30 protein-coding genes are annotated in these 26,073 nt (G+C 35.6%); 16 read left to right on the top strand and 14 right to left on the bottom strand.

Annotation, left to right across the window (positions count from 1 at the left end):
- From C0512_RS08460 to C0512_RS08390, 15 genes are all read left to right on the top strand, one after another.
- The coding region (locus C0512_RS08460; RefSeq protein ID WP_290860546.1) for a hypothetical protein at nucleotides 1–450 on the top strand (450 nt) is incomplete at its 5' end.
- 6 nt (nucleotides 451–456) lie between these two features.
- Complete coding sequence (locus C0512_RS08455) at nucleotides 457–1,353, top strand: DNA adenine methylase (protein WP_290860544.1); 897 nt, start codon at nucleotides 457–459, stop codon at nucleotides 1,351–1,353.
- A 688-nt stretch (nucleotides 1,354–2,041) separates the two neighbouring features.
- Nucleotides 2,042–2,962, top strand: a complete 921-nt coding sequence (locus C0512_RS08450; RefSeq protein WP_290860542.1) for a carboxypeptidase-like regulatory domain-containing protein — start codon at nucleotides 2,042–2,044, stop codon at nucleotides 2,960–2,962.
- A gap of 138 nt (nucleotides 2,963–3,100) precedes the next feature.
- A complete protein-coding gene (locus C0512_RS08445; protein ID WP_290860540.1) occupies nucleotides 3,101–3,325 on the top strand; it encodes a hypothetical protein in 225 nt (74 codons plus the stop codon).
- The gene (locus C0512_RS08440) at nucleotides 3,306–3,719 is read left to right on the top strand and encodes a putative toxin-antitoxin system toxin component, PIN family (protein ID WP_290860538.1); all 414 of its coding nucleotides are present in this window, start codon (nucleotides 3,306–3,308) and stop codon (nucleotides 3,717–3,719) included. The genes C0512_RS08445 and C0512_RS08440 overlap by 20 nt, the downstream gene beginning before the upstream one ends.
- Before the next feature lie 162 nt (nucleotides 3,720–3,881).
- Nucleotides 3,882–4,403, top strand: a complete 522-nt coding sequence (locus C0512_RS08435; RefSeq protein ID WP_290860537.1) for a hypothetical protein — start codon at nucleotides 3,882–3,884, stop codon at nucleotides 4,401–4,403.
- A gap of 402 nt (nucleotides 4,404–4,805) precedes the next feature.
- Nucleotides 4,806–5,663: an ATP phosphoribosyltransferase gene (gene hisG, locus C0512_RS08430; protein WP_290860536.1), complete on the top strand. Its 858-nt coding sequence runs from the start codon at nucleotides 4,806–4,808 to the stop codon at nucleotides 5,661–5,663.
- 10 nt (nucleotides 5,664–5,673) lie between these two features.
- Nucleotides 5,674–6,969 (top strand): histidinol dehydrogenase, encoded by a 1,296-nt coding sequence (hisD, locus tag C0512_RS08425; protein WP_290860534.1) that lies wholly within the window; start codon nucleotides 5,674–5,676, stop codon nucleotides 6,967–6,969.
- A gap of 4 nt (nucleotides 6,970–6,973) precedes the next feature.
- The gene (gene hisC / locus C0512_RS08420; protein WP_290860532.1) at nucleotides 6,974–8,017 is read left to right on the top strand and encodes a histidinol-phosphate transaminase; all 1,044 of its coding nucleotides are present in this window, start codon (nucleotides 6,974–6,976) and stop codon (nucleotides 8,015–8,017) included.
- On the top strand, nucleotides 8,017–9,150 hold the full coding sequence (gene hisB / locus C0512_RS08415; RefSeq protein WP_290860530.1) for a bifunctional histidinol-phosphatase/imidazoleglycerol-phosphate dehydratase HisB: 1,134 nt from the start codon (nucleotides 8,017–8,019) through the stop codon (nucleotides 9,148–9,150). Before hisC ends, hisB begins: the two co-directional genes overlap by 1 nt.
- Nucleotides 9,150–9,731 (top strand): imidazole glycerol phosphate synthase subunit HisH, encoded by a 582-nt coding sequence (gene hisH / locus C0512_RS08410; RefSeq protein WP_290860528.1) that lies wholly within the window; start codon nucleotides 9,150–9,152, stop codon nucleotides 9,729–9,731. The genes hisB and hisH overlap by 1 nt, the downstream gene beginning before the upstream one ends.
- A gap of 1 nt (nucleotide 9,732) precedes the next feature.
- Nucleotides 9,733–10,476, top strand: coding sequence for a 1-(5-phosphoribosyl)-5-[(5-phosphoribosylamino)methylideneamino]imidazole-4-carboxamide isomerase (gene hisA, locus C0512_RS08405; RefSeq protein ID WP_290860526.1), 744 nt, complete (start codon nucleotides 9,733–9,735; stop codon nucleotides 10,474–10,476).
- Complete coding sequence (gene hisF / locus C0512_RS08400) at nucleotides 10,470–11,225, top strand: imidazole glycerol phosphate synthase subunit HisF (RefSeq protein ID WP_290860524.1); 756 nt, start codon at nucleotides 10,470–10,472, stop codon at nucleotides 11,223–11,225. Before hisA ends, hisF begins: the two co-directional genes overlap by 7 nt.
- A 2-nt stretch (nucleotides 11,226–11,227) precedes the next feature.
- Complete coding sequence (gene hisIE / locus C0512_RS08395) at nucleotides 11,228–11,827, top strand: bifunctional phosphoribosyl-AMP cyclohydrolase/phosphoribosyl-ATP diphosphatase HisIE (protein ID WP_290860522.1); 600 nt, start codon at nucleotides 11,228–11,230, stop codon at nucleotides 11,825–11,827.
- Between the two features lie 106 nt (nucleotides 11,828–11,933).
- Nucleotides 11,934–12,551, top strand: a complete 618-nt coding sequence (locus C0512_RS08390; RefSeq protein WP_290860520.1) for a matrixin family metalloprotease — start codon at nucleotides 11,934–11,936, stop codon at nucleotides 12,549–12,551.
- Between the two features lie 55 nt (nucleotides 12,552–12,606).
- Here C0512_RS08390 and C0512_RS08385 read toward each other — a convergent pair whose 3' ends face one another.
- The 14 genes from C0512_RS08385 to C0512_RS08320 all read right to left on the bottom strand — a co-directional run bounded on the left by C0512_RS08385 (nucleotide 12,607) and on the right by C0512_RS08320 (nucleotide 25,294).
- A complete protein-coding gene (locus C0512_RS08385) occupies nucleotides 12,607–13,017 on the bottom strand; it encodes an OsmC family protein (protein ID WP_290860518.1) in 411 nt (136 codons plus the stop codon).
- Between the two features lie 82 nt (nucleotides 13,018–13,099).
- The gene (locus tag C0512_RS08380) at nucleotides 13,100–13,849 is read right to left on the bottom strand and encodes an Asp/Glu racemase (protein ID WP_290860517.1); all 750 of its coding nucleotides are present in this window, start codon (nucleotides 13,847–13,849) and stop codon (nucleotides 13,100–13,102) included.
- Nucleotides 13,850–13,937: 88 nt separating this feature from the next.
- Nucleotides 13,938–14,846: a fumarylacetoacetate hydrolase family protein gene (locus tag C0512_RS08375; protein ID WP_290860516.1), complete on the bottom strand. Its 909-nt coding sequence runs from the start codon at nucleotides 14,844–14,846 to the stop codon at nucleotides 13,938–13,940.
- A 54-nt stretch (nucleotides 14,847–14,900) separates the two neighbouring features.
- The gene (locus C0512_RS08370) at nucleotides 14,901–15,608 is read right to left on the bottom strand and encodes an SIMPL domain-containing protein (protein ID WP_290860514.1); all 708 of its coding nucleotides are present in this window, start codon (nucleotides 15,606–15,608) and stop codon (nucleotides 14,901–14,903) included.
- 13 nt (nucleotides 15,609–15,621) lie between these two features.
- The gene (locus C0512_RS08365) at nucleotides 15,622–16,728 is read right to left on the bottom strand and encodes a cupin domain-containing protein (protein WP_290860512.1); all 1,107 of its coding nucleotides are present in this window, start codon (nucleotides 16,726–16,728) and stop codon (nucleotides 15,622–15,624) included.
- Nucleotides 16,729–16,733: 5 nt separating this feature from the next.
- Entirely contained in the window at nucleotides 16,734–17,714 is a 981-nt protein-coding gene (locus tag C0512_RS08360) for a carbon-nitrogen hydrolase family protein (protein WP_290860510.1), read from the bottom strand.
- Nucleotides 17,715–17,776: 62 nt separating this feature from the next.
- Nucleotides 17,777–18,199 carry a thioesterase family protein gene (locus C0512_RS08355; RefSeq protein WP_290860509.1) on the bottom strand — a complete coding sequence of 141 codons (423 nt, stop codon included), beginning with the start codon at nucleotides 18,197–18,199 and terminating at the stop codon, nucleotides 17,777–17,779.
- Entirely contained in the window at nucleotides 18,192–18,776 is a 585-nt protein-coding gene (locus C0512_RS08350; RefSeq protein ID WP_290860507.1) for a hypothetical protein, read from the bottom strand. Before C0512_RS08350 ends, C0512_RS08355 begins: the two co-directional genes overlap by 8 nt.
- A 35-nt stretch (nucleotides 18,777–18,811) precedes the next feature.
- Nucleotides 18,812–20,404 carry an AMP-binding protein gene (locus C0512_RS08345; protein WP_290860505.1) on the bottom strand — a complete coding sequence of 531 codons (1,593 nt, stop codon included), beginning with the start codon at nucleotides 20,402–20,404 and terminating at the stop codon, nucleotides 18,812–18,814.
- A 3-nt stretch (nucleotides 20,405–20,407) separates the two neighbouring features.
- Complete coding sequence (locus tag C0512_RS08340; RefSeq protein WP_290860503.1) at nucleotides 20,408–21,238, bottom strand: KilA-N domain-containing protein; 831 nt, start codon at nucleotides 21,236–21,238, stop codon at nucleotides 20,408–20,410.
- Nucleotides 21,239–21,266: 28 nt separating this feature from the next.
- Nucleotides 21,267–21,767: a hypothetical protein gene (locus tag C0512_RS08335; RefSeq protein WP_290860501.1), complete on the bottom strand. Its 501-nt coding sequence runs from the start codon at nucleotides 21,765–21,767 to the stop codon at nucleotides 21,267–21,269.
- A gap of 109 nt (nucleotides 21,768–21,876) precedes the next feature.
- Nucleotides 21,877–24,183: an FAD-dependent monooxygenase gene (locus C0512_RS08330; RefSeq protein ID WP_290860499.1), complete on the bottom strand. Its 2,307-nt coding sequence runs from the start codon at nucleotides 24,181–24,183 to the stop codon at nucleotides 21,877–21,879.
- A 48-nt stretch (nucleotides 24,184–24,231) separates the two neighbouring features.
- Entirely contained in the window at nucleotides 24,232–24,687 is a 456-nt protein-coding gene (locus tag C0512_RS08325; RefSeq protein WP_290860497.1) for an SRPBCC domain-containing protein, read from the bottom strand.
- Between the two features lies 1 nt (nucleotide 24,688).
- Nucleotides 24,689–25,294 carry a flavin reductase family protein gene (locus C0512_RS08320; protein WP_290860495.1) on the bottom strand — a complete coding sequence of 202 codons (606 nt, stop codon included), beginning with the start codon at nucleotides 25,292–25,294 and terminating at the stop codon, nucleotides 24,689–24,691.
- A 256-nt stretch (nucleotides 25,295–25,550) separates the two neighbouring features.
- Here C0512_RS08320 and C0512_RS08315 point away from each other — a divergent pair, with 256 nt between their 5' ends.
- Nucleotides 25,551–25,970 carry a helix-turn-helix domain-containing protein gene (locus C0512_RS08315; protein ID WP_290860493.1) on the top strand — a complete coding sequence of 140 codons (420 nt, stop codon included), beginning with the start codon at nucleotides 25,551–25,553 and terminating at the stop codon, nucleotides 25,968–25,970.
- Nucleotides 25,971–26,073 lie beyond the last annotated feature (103 nt).

The raw sequence follows: 26,073 nt of genomic DNA, 5'->3' as shown, positions 1-26,073 counted from the left end.
GGATGTGGTAATATAATTCAATTAGCATCAGTCAAAGTACCATCATTTACTTATCCAAATTCTATAATAGTTTTAGATGGAGATGTTAAAAGGAATGCTAGTCAAATTCGAAGTATAAACAAAATTAAAAATATTTTATTGTTACCATCAGATAAATCACCTGAACAATTTTTATCAGAATTTTTAAATAATTTAAACGATAATCACCCTATTTGGAAAGAGATTGACGAAACTTTTGATCATCAATTTTGCTTCCAAGAATATTCAAATACTGAAATTAAAACTGATAGAGAAAAGGCAAAAAAATGGTTCAACTCTCATTTATCAATTTGGGGGAGAAATGCATCTAAGGTTTTAAATGAATGGAAAAAAGAGAATAAAGAACTTGTTAAAGAATTTAATAATAATTTCGACAGATTACTAGATGATATTAATAAAAAATCAGATTAATATTTTATGAATTATTCACCATTAAGATACCCCGGAGGAAAAAACAAACTTTCTGCATTTATTGCAAAAATATGTGTTGATAATAAAATTGATGGGCATTATGTTGAGCCTTATTCTGGTGGAGCAGCAGTTGCACTTTTTTTATTAATTGAAGGTTTCGTAAAGAGAATTACAATTAATGATAGAGACCGGTCTATATATGCATTTTGGCATGCTGTTTTAAACAGAACAAATGAACTGTGTGAAATGATTGAGAATGTTGAATTAACAATTAGCGAATGGAAAAAACAAAAAGATATTCAGACAAATAAAAAAAATGTTGATTTACTTACACTTGGATTTTCCACTTTCTTTTTGAATAGAACAAATCGTTCAGGTATTATTAATGGAGGTGTAATGGGTGGCATTGAACAAGATGGGAACTATTTGATGGATTGCAGGTTTAATAAAGCTGAATTAATTCAAAGAATTAAATTAATTGCTAAGCATAAAAAAGATATTAGACTTTATAGAAAAGATGCTATCAAACTTATTGATAAAATACAATCAGAAGTTGAAAAAGAAAATATTGTTTTCTACTTTGATCCACCTTATTATTTAAAAGCCAGTTCACTATATATGAATCATTATGAAGATAAAAACCATAAAAGGGTTAGCGAAAAAATTAAAGCAATTCAAAATATAAAATGGATAGTTTCATATGACAATGTTCCAGAAATAAAAGAACTTTACTCCGACTGCAATAAGAAAGAGTTTTCATTTAAACATACAGCATACGAAATTAGAATTGGAAAAGAAATCATATTTTTTAGTGACAATTTGAAACAACCAAAAATCAAAAATTATGATCCAATTAAGTTTAAAAAAGAAAAAACTTCCTCTAACATAATGTATATAAAATAGGGGTTTTATAATAAATCAAATGTAAACCCCCTCCGCAAAGAGTTCACTATAAATAGCTTATGTAACGGCTCTGCGAAGTCTCACGACTTCGTAGCAATCTTACGTTTCAAAAAATCAAAAGAACTAAAAAATCAAAAGAACTAAAGAATCAAAAAAGTTCCTTTTCAATCTCTTCCGGTTGTAGTTCATCCTTAAAACCAAATAATCAAAAAAACTAAAAAACTAAAAGAACTAAAACTATCCACCACCAAAAGAAATCCGTCCCGAGACTTCGGGATCCATCTATCGCGAAGCGATATCCATAAAAAATCCGTGAAAATCCTTTCAATCCGTGTCATCCGCGTTCCAATCCCATAACCCGCTTTTTTTTCCACCCTTTAGAGTAGGGGAAAGAAAAAAAACAAAACCAAAAAGAACCACAACATTCCTTCCTACAAATATCCTCTTTCTAATCCTTAAAGATTTAGTAATACAATATGTATTAAATTACATTTTATCGAATAAAAAAGTATTTAATCGATTATTATTGTAAGACTTTTATATAACTTTATGCAAAAAAGCATCTTTTTTAACACTTTTTTACATTTTTCTTTGGTTGTAAGAAAAAAATGTGTTTAGATTTGTAACGCACTAAAAAACAGAATAGTGCAAAAAATAATAGAATAATAATTTAAAACCCCAAATGCTTATGAAAGCTAACCAGGAAGACAAATTGTCTATGGAAATTGTGGTAGTAGACTTGTTAAACAACACTACACCAACCATCTTGGCACAAATGCCTCAAATCGAATCGCTAAAAGAAGAGTTTAGCAAAAACGTCGACAAATTAAGAGAATTCAAAAACGGGCAAACCCTAAACAGAACAGGGAACCGTATGTCGAAAGAACAACTACGCGAACAAATGACACAACTCGGCTTCATAACCGCTGCTCAAGTATGTGCCTTCGCCATCGCAACCGACAACGAAGTACTAGAAATGGAAGTAACCTACGTCTATTCCGACCTATTAAGACTTCGCGACACCGACATTGCCGACACTTGCCAAAGCATCCACGACATTGCTAATGCTAATCTGGCAACCCTCGCAGACTATGGCGTAACAACCGCGTCACTCGAAGCCTTGAAAGACAGCATCGAAAACTACAACGTCGTTTTACCAAAAACCAGAGCAGGAATCGTTACCCAAACCCTCTTCACAGATGGAATCGCAGAACTTTTCACCGAAAACGACAAACTATTATTCCGTATGGACAAGTTAGTAACCATGCTAAAATTTGCCGAGGCAACCTACCATGACGAATACTTCAAATCCAGAAAAATAGTCAACACCGGCCACCGCACACTATCCCTAAAAGGAAAAATAACAAACGAGCTTGGCCAACCAATCGAGAAAGTAACCATCACCATCGAAACACCGGTACCGGTAACAACCAAATCCACAGAATTAGGCAACTACCAATTCAAAGGTGTCGATGCAGGAATGTTCGCCGTAACCTTCCAACGCGATGGCTACATCACGGAAAGAGTCTTCTTAGTATTCACCAAAAACTTAAGAACCGATTTCAACATCGTCCTTAAACAAGCGGAACAACAACAACGTTCAGCATAAAAAAAATAAAATGAAGCATTCCCAAAAATCCTGTTTCCCCTCGAAACAGGATTTTTTTAAACAACGCAATTCAAAGAAATGATGCTAAAAAAAGCGTAAAGAAAATCATCTTGTGAAAAAAATTACTAAATTTGAAATATGAAAACATATCAGATTGACATACTAAACCCCAAAGCAGCAAGACTTCTTCAAGATTTGGCCGACTTGAAACTTATCTCAATTAAAGAAACTAAAAAGCAAGATTTTATGAAGATTATTTCAAAATTTCGTAAAAAAGCTTCTTCAAATGTTCCTACTTTAGAAGAGATAACTAAGGAAGTAGAAATGGTTAGAGCTGAGCGTTATGCCAAAAATAAAAGATAGAGTTATTGTAGACACCAATCTTTGGATTAGTTTTTTACTTTCTAAAGACTATGGAAAACTAGACAAACTTTTCAACGCTGAAAATTTAATATTACTTTTTAGTCGTGAATTACTTGACGAATTTGCTGAAGTCGCACGTAGACCAAAATTCAAAAAATATTTTTCAATTACCGATTTAAATGAATTACTGACTGAAATTCATTCAAGAGCAGAATTTATTGACGTAACTAGTGTAATAAATCTTTCTCGTGATGAAAAAGATGATTTCCTTCTTGCTTTAGCTAAAGATGGAAAAGCAGATTTTTTGATAACAGGTGACAATGATTTACTCGAATTAGAAAAATTTGAAAAAACGAATATCTTAACCATGGCTAATTATCTTCAAAAGAAATAAACTATTTCGCTAAACTCAGCAAGCTTTATCCTCGAGTCTTTTGAATAGCAATAACGAACAACACTAAAATAAAGATTTAATTATATTTGTGAGGTTAGTGTTGAAAGTTACCCTGTAACGAAAACCCCTAAAACACAGTAAATAATTTTAAAAACAAAACGAATGAAAAACTTAAATTTAATTGCCGGATTATTACTTATTCTTATCTCTTTTTCTTGCTCCTCAGAGGATAATGATGGAAATCAAGCACAAAACAATGGCTTTAACATAAACGGAAATTTTTATCCCACCCAATATGCTTACATAAGTGATGAAAACACCATCGACAACACCATTTCCGACATTTCAATAATTTTGGCAAATGTTGATCCTTTTCAAACAAATCAAAGCACGGGTGTAAATTATGTTTTTTTCGACTTTCCGGCCGTCAATATCGAACCGGGAACCATCACAAATTTTCCCGATTACCAAATCCTTGAAAACGCAAACCTTGACAATTTTCAAGTTTCAGGGGGAAATACAATTATAGATGATAACCAAAGTGGCTTTATGACTACCGCCGGCTCAGTCACTATAAATTCCATTACGGCAACTACCCTAAACTTTACCTTCACTTTCACCAGAGAAGATGGCGAAGTGATAACCGGAAACTACTCCGGAAACTATGTAGACACAAGCAATTAAAAAAACGTTTTACACCAACAGACGGCCATTCAGAAGCAACACCAAAAACAAGAACGAACAGAAAAGATGAGAATGGAAAACCCTCTACCAATACGAAACACACTGCCGAGCAATCCTTTGCTAATTAAGTAATGATAGTAATATAAATTGGACAACTATTTTTTTAACTATACTTTGACAACTGTTTACAACCAACGAATCATTTTTTAGCATAAGTTTGCACTATAATTATTTAACATGTACACCAATTTATTACATCATCATCATCATTTTTTCCACGCTCATGCGAGGTAATGATGTTATGTAGTAAATAAACATAAATTATAAACCCGTTTGAGTATATCAAGCGGGTTTTTATTTTCTACCACTGCCGGATATACTCATCATAACCCAAATTAAAAAATGAGTCTATTAAAAATTGCCATTCAAAAATCCGGACGTTTACATGACGAAAGCATTCAAATTCTCAGAGACTGCGGAATTTCCATCAGCAACGGGAACGATCAATTAAAAGTTACGGCTTCTAATTTTCCGTTGGAAGTATTATTTCTGCGAAACTCAGACATCCCACAGTATTTGGTGGATGGAGTAGTAGATGCAGCCATTGTTGGCGATAACCTGTTGGTTGAAAAAGGCTATCCGATTCAAGTCGTTGAAAAGTTAGGCTTTTCTAAATGTAAAGTCTCCATTGCGGTTCCGCAGAACTTTGCCTACAATTCTATTCAAGATTTAAACGGACTTCGGGTGGCGACATCTTACCCCAAAACCGTTTTGAATTATTTCAATTCCAAAAAGGTGACCATTGACATTCACGAAATTTCCGGTTCCGTTGAAATCGCCCCGAACATTGGACTTTCCGATGCGATAGTAGATATCGTTTCCAGCGGAAGTACCTTATTTAAAAACAATTTGAAAGAAGTGGAAGTGATTATGAAAAGTGAAGCCGTATTGGCTGTTTCGCCCAAACTTTCACCTCCTGTTGAAAAAATTGTTAATCAACTGCAATTTCGCATTCAATCGGTGCTCAAAGCCCGAAAATCAAAATATATTTTAATGAATGTCCCCAATTCCAGCATCGCAAAAGTGAGTGCTATTCTTCCGGTTTTAAAAAGTCCAACGATTATGCCTTTGGCAGAAGAAGGTTGGAGCAGTTTACATTCGGTCATCAACGAAGATCAATTTTGGGAGGTAATCGACCAATTGAAAGAAGCTGGAGCCGAAGGAATTTTAGTTTGTCCCATTGAAAAAATCGTTTTATAAATCTATCATCATGCAAAAATACACCAATCCAAAACCCGAAACTTGGGCGGAACTTTTAAAACGTCCAACCTTACAATTCGATCAAATCGAAGAAACTGTTCAATCTATTTTTAAGGAAATACAAGCAAAAGGTGATGCCGCCATTCAAAAATATACTGCCTATTTAGATGGTGTTTCGGTAACAAACATAACTGTTTCGCCATCAGAAATGGAAGAAGCCCTTCAATTGGTTCCTTCTGAATTAAAAGAAGCGATTGCAACAGCAAAGCAAAATATTGAAGCTTTTCACGCGGCTCAAAAAACAATGCAAGTTCGAGTAGAAACCCAAACAGATGTTGTTTGTTGGCAAGAAAAGAAGCCCATTCAAAAAGTAGGTTTGTATATTCCTGGTGGCACCGCTCCTTTATTTTCAACGGTTTTGATGTTGGCTATTCCGGCTTCACTCGCGGGTTGTCAGGAAATTGTTTTATGCTCGCCACCAACTAAGGAAGGAAAAATACATCCGGCTATTTTATATGCTGCTCAATTGTGTGGTGTAACAAAAATTTATAAGGTGGGAGGTATTCAAGCCATTGCGGGGCTGACTTTTGGCACGTCGACCATTCCGAAAGTGTATAAAATTTTTGGTCCCGGAAATCAATATGTTACCGCTGCCAAACAATATGCCACGCAATTTGGTGTAGCCATTGATATGCCGGCCGGACCTTCCGAATTGCTTGTTATTGCCGACGAAACTGCTATTCCTAAATATGTCGCTTCCGATTTACTGAGTCAAGCCGAACACGGAGTTGACAGTCAAGTTTTGTTGGTAACCAATTCAAAAGCACTGATGGAAGAAGTTACTAAGGAACTCAACAATCAATTGGAACTGCTTCCCAGAAAGGAAATAGCAGCCAAAGCGATTGCTAACTCGAAATTGATTTATTGTGAATCAATATCGGATATTTTGGATTTAGTGAATGAATACGGTCCGGAACACTTGATTATTTGCAGCAAAGACGAAGATTTTTATCTGAAAGGAATTCAAAATGCAGGTTCTGTTTTTATCGGGAATTTTACTCCGGAAAGTGCAGGAGATTATGCTTCGGGAACCAATCACACCTTGCCAACCAATGGGTTCAGTAAAAATTATTCAGGTATCAATTTAGATAGTTTTTTAAAAGCAATTACCTATCAAAAAATTTCAGCTGTTGGTATTCAAAACATTGGAAAAACCATTGAAATCATGGCTGAAGCTGAAGGATTACAAGGTCACAAAAATGCAGTGACCTTGCGTTTGACCGATTTAAAATCTAATAAAAAGTAGTTTTATGCAAGTGTTTAAACTAGAACCAATGATTCGAAAAAACGTACGAGAAATGCGTTCCTATTCCTCTGCACGCGATGAATTTACGTCTACCAATCAACAATTAATTTTTTTGGATGCGAATGAAAATCCATTTGAAACAGGCCTGAATCGTTATCCTGATCCAAAGCAATTATCCTTGAAGCAAGTTTTGTCCAAGCAAAAAAAGGTTGCTGAAACTTCCATTTTAATTGGTAACGGAAGCGATGAAGTGTTGGATTTAATTTTAAGAGCCTTTTGTGAACCCAAGGAAGATAACGTAATTACTCATCCGCCAACTTATGGAATGTATGGCGTTTTATCACAATTAAACGCTGTGGAAAACCGGGAAGTGTTTTTAACAGCCGACTTTCAATTAGATGTGGACGAAATTTTAAATCAAGTGACCAACCAAACTAAAATTATCTTTTTGTGTTCGCCCAATAATCCAACGGGTAATTCATTCAGCCGGGCATCCATCGAAAAAATTGTGAAAAGTTTTCAAGGATTTGTGGTGATTGATGAGGCGTACATCGATTTTTCCACCCAAGAAAGCTGGCTCACGCAATTGGAAACCTATCCCAATTTAATTATTACCCAAACACTTTCAAAAGCCTATGGTTTGGCAGGAATTCGTATTGGCGTGTTGTATGCTTCGCCAGCGATCATTTCGATTTTAAATAAAATTAAACCACCGTACAATATCAATTCGTTGTCGCAAAGACAAGCTATTTTAAGTTTGAATCAGTCCGATAAACTCAAAAATGATCTTGCTGCCTTACTTGGATTACGGACAATTTTGATAGAGGAATTGAGCAAATTATCCTTTGTGGTAAAAGTCTTTGCAACCGATGCTAATTTTATATTGATACGTGTAGACGATGCCAATTTGCGTTACCAGCAACTGCTTTCTAAAGGAATAGTGGTACGAAACAGAAGCAACCAACCCCTTTGTGAAAACTGTTTACGAATTACCATTGGCACACGAAAAGAGAATGAACAACTATTAACCATTTTAAAACAACTGTAATGGCTCAAAAAGTATTATTTATCGATCGCGACGGAACCTTGGTGATTGAACCCTCCGATTTTCAATTAGACAATTTGTCAAAATTAGAATTTTATCCTAAAGTATTTTTCTATCTATCAAAAATTGCTAAAGAATTAGATTATGAAATAGTAATGGTAACTAATCAAGATGGTTTGGGAACCAATTCTTTTCCGGAAGAAACTTTTTGGCCTACACAAAATTTTATTGTGAACGCGTTTGCAAATGAAGGCATTGTGTTTTCTGAAATTTTAATTGATAAAAGTTTTCCTCACGAAAATGCTCCTACACGTAAACCAAGAACCGGAATGTTGACCAAATACCTCAATAATGCGGACTATAATTTAGAAGAATCTTTGGTGATAGGCGACCGTTTGACTGATGTGGAATTGGCAAAGAATTTAGGAGCAAAGGCGATTTTCATTCCCTCCACACCAAACGTCAACGATGTAAATGAAATTTCGAATGAGTTGGCTGCAACCATTGTTTTAGAAACCACTTCTTGGAAAGCCATTTACGAGTATTTAAAAGTAGACCATCGCGTGGCCACAAACATTCGGAAAACGAATGAAACCGCTATTCAGATAGAATTAAATTTAGATGGAACCGGAAAAAGTCAAATCAACACCGGCTTGCCGTTTTTTGACCACATGCTTGAACAAATCAGCAAACACGGGCAAATGGATTTGATTATTGAAGTTAATGGCGATTTAAAAGTGGATGAACACCACACCATTGAAGACACCGCTATTGCTTTAGGCGAAACGTTTGCTATGGCCTTAGGAAACAAATTAGGCATTGAACGTTACGGATTTACATTGCCCATGGACGATTGTTTGGCACAAGTAGCCATTGATTTTGGTGGGAGAAATTGGTTGGTTTGGGAGTCAAATTTTAAAAGAGAAAAAATAGGGGATATGCCTACGGAGATGTTTCTCCATTTTTTTAAATCGTTTACCGATGGAGCGAAAGCTAATCTGAATATTAAAGCAGAAGGTACGAATGAACACCATAAAATTGAAGCGATTTTTAAAGCTTTTGGAAAAGCAATTAAAATGGCGGTTAAACGCGATGTAGAAAAAATGATTTTACCCACCACTAAAGGCATTTTATAATGAAAATTGTAATTATAGATTATGGTTCCGGAAACATTCAAAGCATACAATTCGCATTGCAGCGATTGGGTTACGAAGGAATTTTGAGTAATGACATCGAAACCATCCAATTGGCAGATAAGGTTATTTTTCCCGGCGTTGGAGAAGCCCAAACTGCTATGAAAAAGTTAACCGAAAGTGGTTTGGATATACTCATTCCCACCTTAAAGCAACCTGTTTTAGGTATTTGTTTAGGCATGCAATTGATGTGTGCTTTCAGCGAAGAACGCAACACCAAAGGTCTGGAAATCTTCGATGCAACTGTTATTCGTTTTCCCAAAGACGTGCGAACACCTCATACCGGTTGGAACAAAATAAATAATTTGCAATCTGCTCTTTTCAAAGGAATTAGCGAGTGTGAGTTCATGTATTTTGTTCATAGCTATTACGCCCCAAAATGTTCTGAATCCATAGCTGAAACAGCCTATGATTGTACGTATTCGTCCGCCTTACAAAAGAATAATTTTTACGGGGTTCAGTTTCATCCGGAAAAGAGTGGAAAAGTAGGATCCCAATTGCTGTCTAATTTTTTAAAATTATAATATGCGAATTATCCCAGCCATTGATATCATCGACGGAAAGTGTGTACGCTTGTCCAAAGGCGATTACAGCACCCAAAAAATATACAACGAAAACCCATTGGAAGTCGCCAAAGCATTCGAATCGCACGGCATCAACTATTTGCATTTGGTCGATTTAGACGGTGCGAAAATCGGTCAGATTACCAATTATAAGATTTTGGAACAACTAGCATCAAAAACCAATTTAAAAATTGATTTCGGTGGCGGATTAAAATCGGATGCCGATTTAAAAGTTGCTTTTGAATGCGGAGCTTTGCAAATTACCGGCGGTTCCATTGCGGTAAAGAATCCGGAGTTGTTTCAACAATGGATTGCAACATATGGAGCGGACCGAATTCTGTTAGGAGCCGATCAAAACAACGGTAAAATTGCCGTTTCAGGCTGGACAGAAACCAGTGAGTTGGAATTAATTCCTTTTATTATAGCTTATGTAAAAAAGGGAATCTCGACAGTTATATGTACAGATATTGCTAAAGATGGCATGTTGCTTGGTCCTAATGCTAAACTATACAAAAAAATTATTTCTGAGATTCCAACACTTCAATTAATTGCTTCCGGAGGGATTACACACCTTTCCGATTTACAAAAAGTAGCTGCGGTAGGATGCGAAGGAGCTATTTTGGGCAAAGCAATTTATGAAGGTGTTATTTCTTTGAAACAATTGGAACAATATATTCTTTCACCACAATCATTCGAATCATGTTAACCAAAAGAATTATTCCCTGTTTAGATATTAAAAACGGTCGCACGGTTAAAGGAGTTAATTTTCTTGATTTAATAGATGCTGGAAATCCGGTGGAATTAGCTCAAAAGTATTCCGAACAAGGTGCGGATGAATTGGCGTTTTTAGATATTACGGCAACGCTGGAAAATCGAAAAACGTTGCAAGCATTGGTTCGTGAAATTGCGACCACCATCAATATTCCTTTTACGGTAGGAGGTGGAATTGCCTCCATCAATGATGTAGAAGCCTTACTTAAAAACGGAGCAGATAAAATTGCAATCAACAGCTCTGCCATTACGAATAGGAAATTAGTTGGCGAACTTTCCCGTGAATTTGGCAACCAATGCATCGTGGTGGCAATTGATGCAAAGTTGGAAAATAAGCAATGGCGAGTTTATCGTTCCGGTGGAAAGATTCCCACTGAATTGTTTTTATTGGATTGGGCCAAAGAAGTCGAACAAAACGGAGCCGGCGAATTGCTCTTTACTTCCATGAATCACGATGGTACAAAAAACGGATTTGCCAATGAAATGCTTGCTCAACTTTCAGAGACGGTAAACATTCCCATCATCGCTTCCGGAGGTGCCGGAAAAATGGAAGATTTCATTGATGCTTTCCATTTTGGAAAAGCCGATGCTGCATTGGCAGCGAGTGTGTTTCACTTTGGAACAATACAAATTCCAGAGTTAAAAAAAGTGTTACAAAATAATAATATACCCATTAGACAATAATTATGAAAGTCAATTTTTCAAAAGACCCTCAGGGTTTAGTTCCTGCCATTATTCAAGATTTTGAAACCCAAAAAGTGTTGATGTTGGGTTATATGAACGAGGAATCCTTGCAACAAACCATCGCAACCAAAAAGACAACATTTTTCAGTCGGTCTAAAAACAGAATTTGGGTGAAAGGTGAAGAAAGCGGCCATTTTTTAAAGGTCATCACGATTAAAAATGATTGCGATGATGATACTTTGTTGATACAAGTCAAACCTGAAGGTCCTACTTGTCACACCGGTTCGGATACTTGTTGGAACGAACCGAACAAAGCAAACTATGGGTTTTTATCGCAATTGGAAGCAACGATTCAGTCTCGAAAAGAAAATCTTAATAATGAATCGAGTTATGTTTCAAGTCTTTTTGCTAATGGAATCAATGCCATTGCACAAAAAGTAGGCGAGGAGGCCGTTGAAGTAATTATTGAAGCAAAAGATTCTAATACCAATTTGTTTTTAAACGAAAGTGCCGATTTACTTTTTCACTATTTAATTTTACTCGCGGCAAAAGAACATTCGTTGGAGGATGTGGTCGCAGTATTAGCAGGAAGGAAAAAGTAAAAATGCCTCATTTTATTAAAATAATTGATTCTGTTTAAAATTTTAATTCCTTTATTGAGTTTTTATATTTTAGAATTTAAAATTATAATTACTAAAAATATAATTCATGTATAAATACCTTTGCTTTTTACTGATTTTACTCGTATCGTGTCAACCCAAAATTGACAAAAGTACACTAGTAGGCATCCAACCTTACAACGATTTTCCGAAAGACAAAACCGATACCATTGCAAAAGTCATAAGTGAATTTTATGATTTGAAAACGGTGGTTTTGCCTGAACTACCACTTCCTAAAAATGCTTTTATTCAAGTAAAATCAGCCCGATACCGAGCAGACAGTTTGATTAAAATACAAAAGCGTCTCAAAGTGGATACTTTAGATTTTGTATTGGGATTGACCCATCAGGATATTTCGGTAACCAAAAAAGACAACAATGGAAAAATCAAATCACCCGTTTATAAGTATGCTGATTGGGGTATTATGGGTTTGGCGTATTGTCCGGGAAACAGTTGTATAGTTTCCACGTTTCGAATCAAACATTCCGACAAACAAAAACATTTCACCCGCTTAAAGAAAGTGGCCGTTCACGAATTTGGACATAATTTAGGTTTACCTCATTGTCCGGATAAATCTTGTGTGATGACTGATGCTGTTGAAAGTGTGGCAACCATTGATAACGCTCAGTTGGCTCTTTGTGAAGCTTGTACGCTTAAATTAAAATAACGGAAAACAAAAAAGGACAAGTTTTGCATGTCCTTTTATATCTATAAAGATGGGGTTAATTCAAAGTAAACTCCGCCGATATTGCTGTATTCAATAATTTCGAAATCGGGCAGTTCAATTCGGCATCTTTGACCAATTCAGCAAAATGGGTTTCTGAAATACCGGCGACTTTGGCTTTCAGCACCAAATGCGATTTGGTTACGGCACCGTCTTCAAACGTGATTTGACCTTCTGTTTGTAATTCTTCCGGAGGGAAACCGGCTTTCGTTAGGTTAAAACTCAATTTCATGGTGAAACAACCGGCATGAGCGGCTGCTATCAACTCTTCGGGATTGGTTCCGATGCCTTCTTCAAAACGGGAGCCAAACGAATATTGGGTTTTGTTTAAAACTGTGCTTTGCGTTGTTAAATGACCTTTGCCTTCTTTTCCTGTACCGTTCCAAACGGCCGTAGCTTTTCTTTTCATAATTACTTTTTTTTGGTAATAGTCAAATTTAAAAAAAGTAAAATGGAATTATGGTAAGATTATCACAATTGATTAAAAATCACTAATACTTCCCGTTTAATAATTCTCCACCAATACTTGATTTTGCTTTAATGCCAAGCTTTTTCATCATTTCATACGTGGTGCAAACCGCTGCTGAAGTTACCGGTATACCACATTCCGCTTGAATTAAATCAATAGCTTCCAAAGAAGGCATTTGAACGCAGGCAGAAGCCACTAACACATCCACATCGGTTAAATCCAATTGTTTGTAAATTTCCAATAAATTCATTGGGTTTTGGGCAGCCACTTCTAGGTTATCCGGGATTTCAAGTGCAATACTTTCTTTCACTTTGATGCCTTGGTGTTCTATATAATCCACTACTTTATCCGTAAGGGGTCGCATATACGGTGTGATGATGGAAATTTGTTTAGCTCCCAAGACTTTCAATCCGTTAATCAAAGCACCGGCAGAAGTGACAATAGGCGTAGGGAAGTCGTTCGCAATTGTCTCTTGATGTAAATTTACCTCAGAAACACAATGATAGCCGCGACCCATGCTCATGATCGCTACTAAGCAAGCATATCCCATCACATCTACATGAGCATCCGACAATTCCTGAGCACATTTCAAACTCATGGCATCCATGGCTTCGAGTTCTTCTTTGGTTACTTTTTTCATTCGCATACGGCTAGAATGAAAGGTAAAACGTTCCGGTAAAATGGTTTCCCTTGCTCTAAAAATAGCCGGGATTTCAGTTTCCATGGTAACGTTGGAGGAGGGGACTATTTGGCCTATTCTATATTTTTTCATATTATTTTTTTTAACCACGAAGAGCACAAAGGTTTACGCAAAGTTCGCAAAGTCTATTGTCTTTTCTCTATATTCTATTTTCTCAAATCTAAATTTCCTTCACCGTATTCACAATCGTTCCAATTCCTTCCACAGTGGCTTCGACAACATCGCCATTCCACATCCATTCTTGTGGAGTGCGTCCGGCACCAACACCTGATGGTGTACCCGTTGCAATGATGTCGCTCGGTTCAAGGGTGAAAACGGTACTTAAATCTTCGATTAAATCGTTGATGTTGAATAGTAGAAACTTCGTGTTTGAATTTTGTTTTTCCACCCCGTTTAACTTTAAGGATAAATTTAAGTTGTGCGGATTCGGAAGTTCATCCTTCGTCACTAAATACGGACCCATCGGAGCGAAGGTGTCTTGTCCTTTGGAAACAATCCACTGACCTTCACGACGGCAGTCACGAGCCGAAATATCGTTGATAACCGTGTAACCAAAGACATAATCCAAAGCATCTGCTTTAGGGACATACTTTCCTTTTTTACCAATAATTACTGCCAATTCCACTTCCCAATCTAATTGTTGGGTCAGTTTTGGGTTCAATAAAATATTTGTATTAGTGCCCGTTACCGTTGTGGGTGGTTTGGAAAAGATAATTGGTTTTTGAGGTAGTTTGCCTGTGGTGTCTAATGTTCTTGCACTTTCAGCCACATGCTCGGTATAATTTAAACCAATACCGATGATGTTTTTTCTCGGTTTTGGAATGGGTGCAACCAATTGAATTTCGGACAATTCATAACTGATTTCTTCAAAATCTTTTTCAGGAGTTTCACGAATTAATTCAGTTATCTCTTCAATGATTTCAAAACCTAAATCAATTAATTCCAACATATCATTAGGAAGTGGAAAATTAGATATTTCTCCAAAGTCTTCCATGTCGATTACTTGGTTATTGTGAAGAAATCCCAGGCGGGGTTTTGAGTTTTCGAAGGTGTAGGTGAGTAGTTTCATTTTTGTAAAGGTTCTAGGGTACTGAGGAACTTATGTTCTATGGTTTGGTTAATGTTATTCAATTTTAAATTTCACAAATACTTCAGATTCAACTTTAATTTTTTCAAATTCAATATCATCAGCTATATATTCATATTTAGATGTTGTTAAACTTGAAGCTCCTCTTATCATGATACCACCAACTCGACCTTGCAGAACATTTGTACTATTACTATTTGAATCAGATATGTAGATTGCTACTCCAACCTTTTGATTTAAAGGCTGTACCATTGCTAAAGCATTTTGTTTAGCTTTTAAAATTGCCCGACTTTTTAATTCTAATTTCAATTCCTCCATTTTAGAATATTCTGTCTTTTCTAGAGTTATATTAGAAATATTCTCTTCTTCCAATTCAACAATTACTTTTCCGGCGGTTTTTGCATCGTAAACAAGAACTGAATACATTTTTGCTTTTTGAACATCTTGTTGTTTCAGAAAATATTTTTTGAAATCACTAGATAAATCCGTTAGTGTAAGCTGTTTTGAGACATCAATTCCTATAACTTTCAATTTGTTAACCATTTTTGTTTCCAACTCTTCTAAAGATATCTTGCCTTTTGTGTCCTTTTCAAGGAGTAGAACAGTCAAATAAATTCGATCAGGAGTTACCAATGTATCAACTTTGGCGGATGTTTCTAAATAAGGTAAATCAATGAAATTCTTTGTTTGAGAATAAATTGAAGTAACTGGTATCAGTAATAAAATTAAAATTAATTTTTTCATTGTTGTGTTGATATTAAACTCTTTGATATCCATTATTTTCTTGATAGTCTCTTTCCTGATACAAGCCCAATTTTTCGATAACCGGTAAATCATTAAAAGAAAACAGGCAAGCGTCTTCTGAATCTGATGCATTGTGGTGTTCATGCCAAGCCCAAGACGGCACACAGAAAATATCTCTTTCCTTCCAATCGAAACGTTTTCCGTTGATAATCGAATAGCCTTTCCCTTTGGCACATTGATAGACAAAAGAACCGGTATGTTTGTGGGCTTTTCCTTTGAAATCGGCGGGTAATAGTTGCATTGAGGCTCCCATCGTTTGCATCACGTGTCCACCTGTTAACGGATTGGAATATTTCATAAAAACACCATCAAACGAATTGACATCATTCACTTTTTGAGCTTCTAATAATGTCGGATATACCTTTGACCACGAATATTTGAAAAGTGGCGAATACGATTTGTCCCATGCTTTATCCGCAGGAATTAAACCAGCACAACCATAAGTAATGGGAGAATAGTTTAACGGTGCAACTAATTGCTGTTTGCCTTCTAAAACTGCATAATCGTTAGCTTCTAAGGCGTTTACTAACGGAATATCGAGACCGTCTTGCCAAATACAGGTTTTTCCGCCTTCTTCCACGCCGTGTTCGTGCCAAGTTGAATTGGGTGTTATCACAAAGTCGTTAACTTCCAACATAATTTTATTGCCATCTACGACCGTGTATCCTTTTTCGCCTTCCATGATGAAACGAAGGGCAGAGGCACGGTGACGATGAGCGGAAGTAAATTCTCCCGGACGAGTCACTTGAATGCCAGTGTATAACCATCCTACTGCGGCTGCCACCTCTTTTCGTTTATCGTTGACTAAATACACCACTCGGCGTCCTGCTTGTTCCGGTGTTACTAGTTCGGAGGATTTCAAGACTAATTCCCGTAAATCATCGTATTTCCATAACATTGGTACAGAGTTGGCTCGTGGCTCCCAAGGTTCGATATCGTTGGCCACTGTCCATAGAGCACCTGCTCCTAAATTTTCTAATTCTTTATAGTAGGCTTTTAGTTCATCGGAGTCTTGAACTCGGGCTCTACCGTATACATCGTCTGAATGTTTTGCGTCCATTATTGTTATTTTTTATTAAACTCCTCATGATTATCAATAAAGGTAATCTTTCTTGTGGGAGCGGTATTTACTCGTAAATCAAAGATATCAAATCGGTTGTAATGTCCCAAAATATCGTGCATCTGTTTGGGTTGGATGCATTTCTCCAAATCAATATCGGCATACACAATTCCTTCGTCATCAATTAATGGTTCGCCCACAACTGCTCCGTTTGGACCAATAATTCCGGAGAAAGCGGAACTTTTTCGAGTCAATAACTCTTCAATATTCGGTACATCCGGTTTCAAAACATCCATAATTTCTTTCGAAATGGTGGAACAGGAAACAACGGTAAATAATTTTCCTTCAAACGAATGAGCAGCGGCACGGATTTTAATTGCTTCCGCCATATTGTAATCGGGTGGAGCCACGGGAAGTGAAATGTAATTGGCAATGTGAATCAATTCGCCTTGCGATAATAACGTAAATCGAGCTAGCGTATTGGTGTTTTCACCACACGCTAAGGTTCCAATAGGGCCGATTCCGGTTTTGTATACTTTTAACGAGGAACCATCTCCGCTTGACCACGTAAGTTTTTCTGCCCAGGTTGGGACTAACTTTCGGTGTTTGCCTATTAAAATTCCTTTGTTATCAATGATGAGATTGGTGTTGTAAATTTCGCCATAACTATCGCCACGTTCATTGATTCCGATAACAATGTGCATATTGAAATCTTTTGCTGCTTTGAATAGTGGTTTCATCGACTCATCGGTAACAGCGACTGAATTTTTATACAATTGTTCATACCATTTGCTGCCTTGAACGGGTGTCATAATCCAATTCCAATAGGGATATCCAGCGACAAACACTTCCGGGAAAGCGATTAATTGGGCTCCGTTTGAATTAGCTTCTTTTATAAAAGAAATGGCTTTTTCAATAGTTTTTTCCACGTTTAAAAAAACGGGGGAAGTTTGGACGGCGGCGGCTTTGAATTTTGGAAAGTTCATAGTTTTTAAATTACGAATTTAAAATTACGAATTATGAATTGAAAACGAGATTAAAACGTAATTCATAATTTGTAATTCATAATTTTATTTTTCATTTCTTCTGTAAAACCTTCTGCTTTAATTTTTTCACGGTCATCGGCTATTTTTACATTGACAAGGGTTACTTCGCCTTCTAAAACGGTTATGTTATTTTCATTTACAAATTGAAATCCGCATAAAACTGAAGCAAAGCCAAGGTCTTTTACCCATAATTTTTTGGTTAAGACTTCTCCCAATCGAGCTGGGTTTTTGAATTGTATTTTCAAATCAACGGTTGGAATACCATTGGTTTCGTGCATTTTGGAAAAAGGTCGGTCGAGTGCTTCTTCAAACCAATCTTCCACTAAATCGTTAAGCATTTCTAAAAAGCGTGGATAGAAAACGATACCGGCGTAGTCGATGTGTTTGAATTTTATTTTTTCTTGTTTGGTGAAAGTTTTAGTCATTGTTTATTTTATTTTTGTCTTCAATAGCTTTCATTTTTTCTTCAAATTTGCTCTGTTTTTCTTCTCTTTTTCTATTTAACTCTTTAATTTCTTCGTCTGTTTCTTCAAAATAAGTTATTCCAAATTCTTTAAATAATTTTTCTTGTTTCAAAGCACAGCGTTCCAAGAATTGAAGATTTTTTGACGATAGTGTATTACTACAACTAAAACATATTTCAATATACCCAAATATTTCATTTTTAGTGTTGGTGAAAATTAGAACATGTCTAGGCCAATAACAATCAGCAGGCTCGACATCTTCAGTTTTACATTTTTCTAATTCTGATTTCAATTTGTTTATTTGATCTTGGTCTAAAAGAATTCTATTTCTTACATATTTTTCTTTTATTTCAATAGTGTTGTTTTTTATGTAGTTGACATCCGTAAAACTATCTTCGCGATCCCATTTTTCCCTGTCATAAAAAGCCATGATTTCAATATTTTTTGTTTGGTTAAAAATTGAATCAAGAGCTTCATTTTCTTGTGAGATACATGAAGAATAGATGACCAAAAAAAGTAAAATAAATTTTGTTTTCATACCTAATGTCTTAATACTCTCATCTTAATACTTCTCTACTTTAACTTAAACCGTTGTATTTTCCCTGTCTCCGTTTTTGGTAAAACCTCTGTAAAATAAATCACTCTAGGGTATTTATACGGTGCTGCTACTTCTTTGAACCAGTGTTGAATATGGTTTTTCATATTATCTGTTGCTTTAGATGCGTCTTTTAAAACAATATGAGCACAAACCAACATCCCACGTTCAGAATCAGGTAAACCAACAACGGCACATTCCAAAATTTCTTCGTGGGTTAAAAGTACGGATTCTACTTCAATTGCTGCAATATTATAGCCGGAAGATATGATCATATCGTCGCCACGAGCGATAAACCAGAAGTAACCGTCGGCATCTTGTTTAAAAATATCACCCGTTAAATTCCATCCGTTTTGTACATATTCTTGTTGTTTATCAGTGCGATTGAGGTATTTGCAACCTGTAATTCCGCGAACGGCTAAACGGCCGGGTTCGTTTCTGGCAACTTCATTGCCTTTTAAATCTATGATTTTCGCTTCATAACCTGTAACCACTAATCCTGTTGAACCGGGTTTCATGTTGTCTTCGTTGGAAGAGATAAATATGTGTAGCATTTCTGTCGCACCGATTCCGTCAATGATTTTTAAACCGGTGGCGTTGTGCCAATCTTCCCAAACTTTTAACGGCAAGGTTTCACCGGCAGAGACACATTTGCGAAGGCTGGAAACATCGTACTCTTTTACTTTTGTAGTAATGACTCTCCAAGCAGTTGGAGCTGTAAAACAAATAGTAATTTTATGTTCCTGAATAGCTTCCAATAAACTATCCGGTGTAGGTTTTTCGATTAAAAAAGTAGAAGCTCCAAAATACAAAGGAAACAAAACCAATCCACCCAAACCAAAGGTAAAACCCAGTGGCGGACTACCGGTAAATATATCATTTGGTGTCGGTTGAAGCGAATAGTTTGGAAACGCTTCACAACTATTCAAAATATCTTTGTGGTAATGAGCCGTCATTTTAGGCAAACCCGTCGTTCCGGAAGTAAATCCGATTAAGGCAACACTATCCGATTTTGAATGGAAATTATCAAACGTTTTGGGTTTGTTCATTGCTAAGTTTTCCAATTCGGAAGTGCCACTTTCAGAACCACAAAATTTGCAGACTCTTTTTAAGAAATCAGAATGTACATGATTCATTTCTTCTTCCAACGCAATGTCGCAAAACACGTGGGATATTTCGGCACAGTCGATGATAGTTGTTAATTCTTTCGAACGCAACAAAGGCATGGTTGCAACGACAATTCCGCCCGCTTTTAAAATTCCAAACCATAACGCCACCATCATTGGGTTATTCGCAGACCGAATGAGAACACGGTTTCCGGATTGCAAACCTAAGTCATCTACTAAAACATGAGCAATTTGATTGGCTTTTTCAAACAAATCCTGATACGTCCACGTTTTTTTGAAGGTTCGAAGACAAGGATTGTTTCCATTACCATTTTTGATGTGAGAATCTAAAAGACGTTCGACACAATTAAGCATTTCGTTCTCGTACCAACCTTTTAAATAGGTCGGTTGCAAGTCAATACTCGGTAAGGAATCATGGGCGAAGTTGTCTTGGAAGTGTTTCATTGATTACTCTTTTAATTTTTTAACTTCTTTGGAACGAACTAAGGATTTCATTTGGGTAATAGCAACTTTGTTGAGTTGAGTAAGTCGTTCACTTTGTGACAAACCTTGTTGAATAAGCAAAGCATTTATGCTTTCCAAATTACTCAAAACTACCAATTGCTCCAAAGTCGCAAAATCTCTTATGTTTCCTTTTTGATCGTGATTGTTTTCTCTCCATTCTTTGGCAGTAATTCCAAACAAGGCAACATTCAGTAAATCAGCTTCATTGGCGTAAACAAAACTAGCCTGTTGTTTGGTAATTTCAAGAGGAATTAGATTCTCTTTTATTGCATCTGTATGAATTTGATAATTAATTTTTGAAATCGTACGTTGTAAATTCCATTCTAAATTTAAGTTTTCGTTTTCATTTTCTTTTAAACGTTGGAACTCTTTAATGATGTAAAGCTTGAATTCAATAGAAATCCAAGAGGCAAATTCTAAAGCAATGTCTTTATGAGCAAAAGTTCCACCATATCTTCCGGCTTTTGAAACAATACCAATTGCGTTAGTACTTTCTATCCAGCGTTTAGGAGTCATTACAAAACTGTTTAAACCAGCTTGTTTTCTAAACCCGTCGAATTCGACGGGTTTAAAATTAGGGTTATAAATCATTTCCCAAAACCCCAAAAGCTCTATCGTATTTCGGTTTCTTAACCAATTTTTAATAATGTCATCTGTTTGGGCAGTGTCTTTATGTTTGGCAATATCTGTTAATGAAATATAATCGTTGTTACTTTGGTTTACAACTGCTATTTCAAAACCTTGAACTTCTATTTTGGATTTTTTTTCTTTCATTTTTTAGTCACTCTGAGTTACTGAGATTTTAAGCTATGCCGTTTATAGCAAAGCTTTCTAATTTATTTGTTTTCAGATTAATTATTGCAATCCAATAAGAAACTCCGCCATCCAAAATCAATTTATATTCTTCTTCCCAAAATCGATTATCTTGTTTTTTACTATTCTTGTCTAAATAAAATGAAACATGTAGCATTTTATCTCCGTCAGAGTTAATAAAACCTAAATATTGTCTTTTATAATCCTTTAAATTTCTGAAAATATATCTACCATCTTTACTGTTATTTTTGTTTTTTAAATTTGATATTAAAATATTCTCAGCACCATTAATTTCTTCGATTGAAGGGGTAAATCTTGAGGGTGAATTTTCAATCACACTAGATTCAAAGTCTTTATTAAAAACTTCTCCAATACTATTGTTATTTCTTATCAAATAGGCATTTTCATTTTCTTTTATTTCAACAAAAGGGGTTGATTTACAAGATGTAAAAAGAAATGAAATGATAAAAATTATTATTGACTTTCTCATTTTTACAAATATTCTAATTTCAGAAATTACTTTAAATTTATTAATTTACATTTTAAAACACATGAGTCGAAAAGTTCTGGTCTTAATTCTTAATACTTTTATCTTAATACTATTTTTTATTACTCTTCGGCTTCAACGCCTTCTTCATTCCCTCAACTTGCTTACGTTCAGCTACTTTCAAGGGGTACAAATGTGAACTTCCCATTTTGTATTGAACCGGAATATCAATGGTTTGCACATTTTCATACGCTTGTGCATTTCTAACAAAGTTAGCATCGGCTAATAATGGTCTGCCCAACGCTACTAAATCGGCTCTTCCGTTTAAAATAATGGTATTGATTTGATCAATGTCTTGGATATAACCAGCTGTAATTGTTGGGATGTGAATCGTGTTTCGAACCAAATCTGAAAAAGGAGTTTGCCACATTCTTCCCATTTGAGGTTTTTGATTTTCAACAGTATTTCCGGTGGAAACGTTGATGATATCTGCTCCGGCAGTTTTGAAAGCATTTGCAATATAAATTACGTCATCTTCTGAAATTCCGTTTTCAACCCAATCAGACGCAGAAATTCGAACTGACATTGGTTTTTGTTGTGGAAATACTTTTCGCATTTCAGTAAAAATCCTCAATGGAAATTTGATTCGATTATCAACACTTCCACCAAATTCATCGGTGCGTATGTTCGTCAACGGTGATAAAAATGATGCCAATAAAAATCCGTGATGAGCTTGTAATTCAATCATATCAAAACCGGCTTGTTCTGCATTTTTGGTGGCTTGGACAAATTCAGTTGTGATAATATCCATATTTTCCAAACTCATTTCTTTTGGAGTTGCCATTTTGGAATGGAATGGAATTGGGGAAGCGGAAAGCAATTCCCAAGCATTTTCAATCGGTTCGTTTTGACCTTCCCAAGGTTTTTTAATTGCACCTTTTCTGCCTGAATGTCCGAGTTGAATTCCGATTTTTGTTTGTGTGTTTTGATGAATGAAATCAGTGATTTTTTCCCATTCAACTAGTTGACTTTCATTATAAATGCCCGCACAACCTAAAGTGATACGACCAGTTGAAGAAATAGCAGTCATTTCGGTTAAAATCAATCCAACTCCACCGGTGGCTCGACTTCCATAATGCACCAAATGCCAATTGTTGACTAGGCCATTTTCAGCTGAATATTGTCCCATAGGAGCCATCACAATTCGGTTTGTTACTTCTAAATTCCTTAATTTGAAAGGGGAAAAAGCGGGAGGGACTTCGATAAGCTCAGTCTGACAGTTGTTTAATGTATTGAATTCATGCAACACTTTATCAGTAAACGATTTATCACGAATTTGCAGGTTTTCAAACGTCACTTTTTTGGAACGTGTCATACAACCAAAAGCAAATTGATAGAATGGATGTTGCAAATGTCTGTCCATGTTTTCAAACCAATCCAAGGAAACCAAAGCAGCATATTGAATCATTTCCACTTTATTTCTACGGGTTTTGTCGTATTGAGTAAAAGCAGCTTGAACATTATTCGAATTAGCAATTACAGCATCTGATAAACCAATGGCACAATCCATCGCTAATTTTGTTCCCGAGCCAATCGAGTAGTGGGCTGTGGCTTTCGCATCGCCCAATAAAACTATGTTGTTGTGTGACCATTTTTCATTGGTTACATGCGGAAATTGCCGCCAATGCGATTTATTGGAAATGAGTTGATGACCGTCTAATTCATCTTTGAAAATTTCAGCAATTTTTTGAATGGTATCTTCTTCGTTTGTGACTTCAAAACCAAAGTTTTGATAAGTTTCATCACTGCATTCAAAAATCCAAGTACTCATACCTTCTTCGTATTGGTAGGTATGAGCGACAATCATTCCCTGTGGTGTGGACCGGAAAAAATAAGTAAATGCTTCTAATGGCTTGGTGGAACCTAACCATACAAAACGGTTCTTTTTGAGTTCAATTTTGGTTCCAAATTCAGAAGCAAATTGTGTTCGAATGGCACTTCCAATTCCGTCACAAGCTACAATGATATCCGAATCGGTAAACTGATTTAAATCATCTACATTTTGTTCGAAATGAAGGCTAACACCTTCTTCACGGCAACGTTGGTGCAATAATTTCAGTAAAGTTTTACGCGAACAACCACAAAATCCGTTACCGGAGATATTTACAGTTTGCCCATCACGAGCCACAATAATATCATCCCAATAAGCAAATTCGCTACGAATGAGTTCGTAGGATTTTAAATCCCGCATTAAAAACTCACCTAATGTTTCATCGGAAAATACGACACCAAAACCGAAACTGTCCTCGGGTTTGTTCCGTTCGTATACATCGATTTGGCAATGAGGCATTGCTTTTTTGGTTAGTATGGAAAAATAGAGTCCGCCCGGACCACCGCCTATTACTGTTATTTTTTTCATTTTTTGCAAAGTCGCAAAGACGCGACAGTTTATCTTATTTTTAATCTATTATTTTCTCATAAAATCAAAGGCACCTTTTCTCAAATTGATACTGTATTCTAGGTACGCTTTTAAACAGCACAAGAAATTGGACCAGCCAAATGAATTTCCAGAAAGCCATTTTAATCCTGCTTCATTGTTAGGCATACTTTTTTCATGGATAGTTACTAAAGTGGAATTGTTTTCTTTACTAGTTAAAAAGAATTCCACTAAAAGTTCTTTTTCATCAATTGCCCAATAGTAAGAGATGTATTCATTTTTAATGATTTTATCTACGCGAACCGGACAATCCAAATCAAATTCAGGAAACCTCCAAACAAGATTTTTTCCTTCTTCCATAATTCCTGTACTTTCAGAAATGAAATAGTTGCACATTAATTCCGGATTAACGATTGCTTCAAAAACAGTTTTCAGGGGTTTTTGAATTTGCATCGCTACTTTTATTTCAAGTGTATCTGCTTGCATATTAACTTCTTTTTATTGAAAAAAGTTCCCCTAACGTACTATAATTTGAGCCTGCTAAACGAGCTACCGGTTTGTAAACATCCAAATTGATACGGTTGTTTTCCATTAAAATCGAATCGTCAATATGAATGGTTTTAATCTTTCCGATGACAATACATGCTCCGCCGCCTTCGTTATTATCCATGAAATAATGATGAATCATTTCGCATTCCAAATGAATCGGACTTTCTTTGACACGTTTGGGTTGGATGGAAACAGAATCAATCGGAGTCAAATTGGTTAATTTAAATTCATCCACATCGGCAGGAACGGCTTCAGAAGTGGCATTCATTTGTTCTACCACATCCAATGTTACCAAATTCACAACAAATTGACCGTTTTGTAAAACATTATTCAACGTGTCCTTGTTTGTGTTGTTGTCTCTTCTAGTTGAAAACATCACACAAGGTGGGTCACTGGAAACCATATTAAAATAGGAAAAGGGAGCTAGGTTGTTGATTCCGTTGCTGTCAATTGTTGAAATCCAGCCAATGGGTCTTGGAATAATGATTCCGGTTAATAATTTATATAAAACAGAAGGATCTGTTTTGTTTGTATCAAATTGCATTAGATGAAGTTGTTTTTACAAATTAAAGAAAATAGTTGGAATATTATAAGTTGAAAGTTATTAAAATTATCAACTTTTTAAATTGTTTATGAGTATTAAAGTTAAAATTACAGTTTTGTGATTCTTTGGTAAAAATTATATTGTTTATAATTTTAGCTCAATAAAAATGAGTACTTCACAAAAAAAACATAAAAAAAATACAGAATATGTTTTTGTATAATTGCTAATTTAGTATATTTATGCAAAATTTTTATATATGGAACTTTTAGCCTGCCCAAAATGCCAAAGTAATCAAATCGTAAAAAGTGGTGTTATCAAAGATAGACAAAGGTATTTATGCAAAAAATGTAACTATTACTTTACCGTTAATAAACTAGGTAAAAAGATAGATGATTACTATGTAACCAAAGCATTGCAATTGTTCTTAGAAGGATTAAGCTACCGTGAAATTGAGCGGATTATAGGGGTTTCTCATGTCACCGTAAGCAATTGGGTGAAAGAGTATAAAATAAAAAAACCTGCCCACACCGATTATCATCCCACTTACAAGATATACAATCATTTAGAGCTAGTTGAATTCTTAAAAAACAAAGAACATTTATCCGGAGCCGGAATGATTATAACGGAATTAGGAGACAAGTTTATGCTTATAAAATGGGAGCGTTTTAAAGATTAACTATAGTGATTAACAAAAATATATAGCTGAATTTTTTTCTTTCAGATAATATTTCAATTTGGTACTCAGAAAAAAACAATTATTTCCAAAAACCAAACCCTAT

It is taken from the genome of Flavobacterium sp. (assembly GCF_013822155.1).
GTDB lineage: Bacteria > Bacteroidota > Bacteroidia > Flavobacteriales > Flavobacteriaceae > Flavobacterium.
The sequence above is the reverse complement of the archived record's forward strand: the minus strand, read 5'-3'. Positions and strand labels throughout refer to the sequence as shown.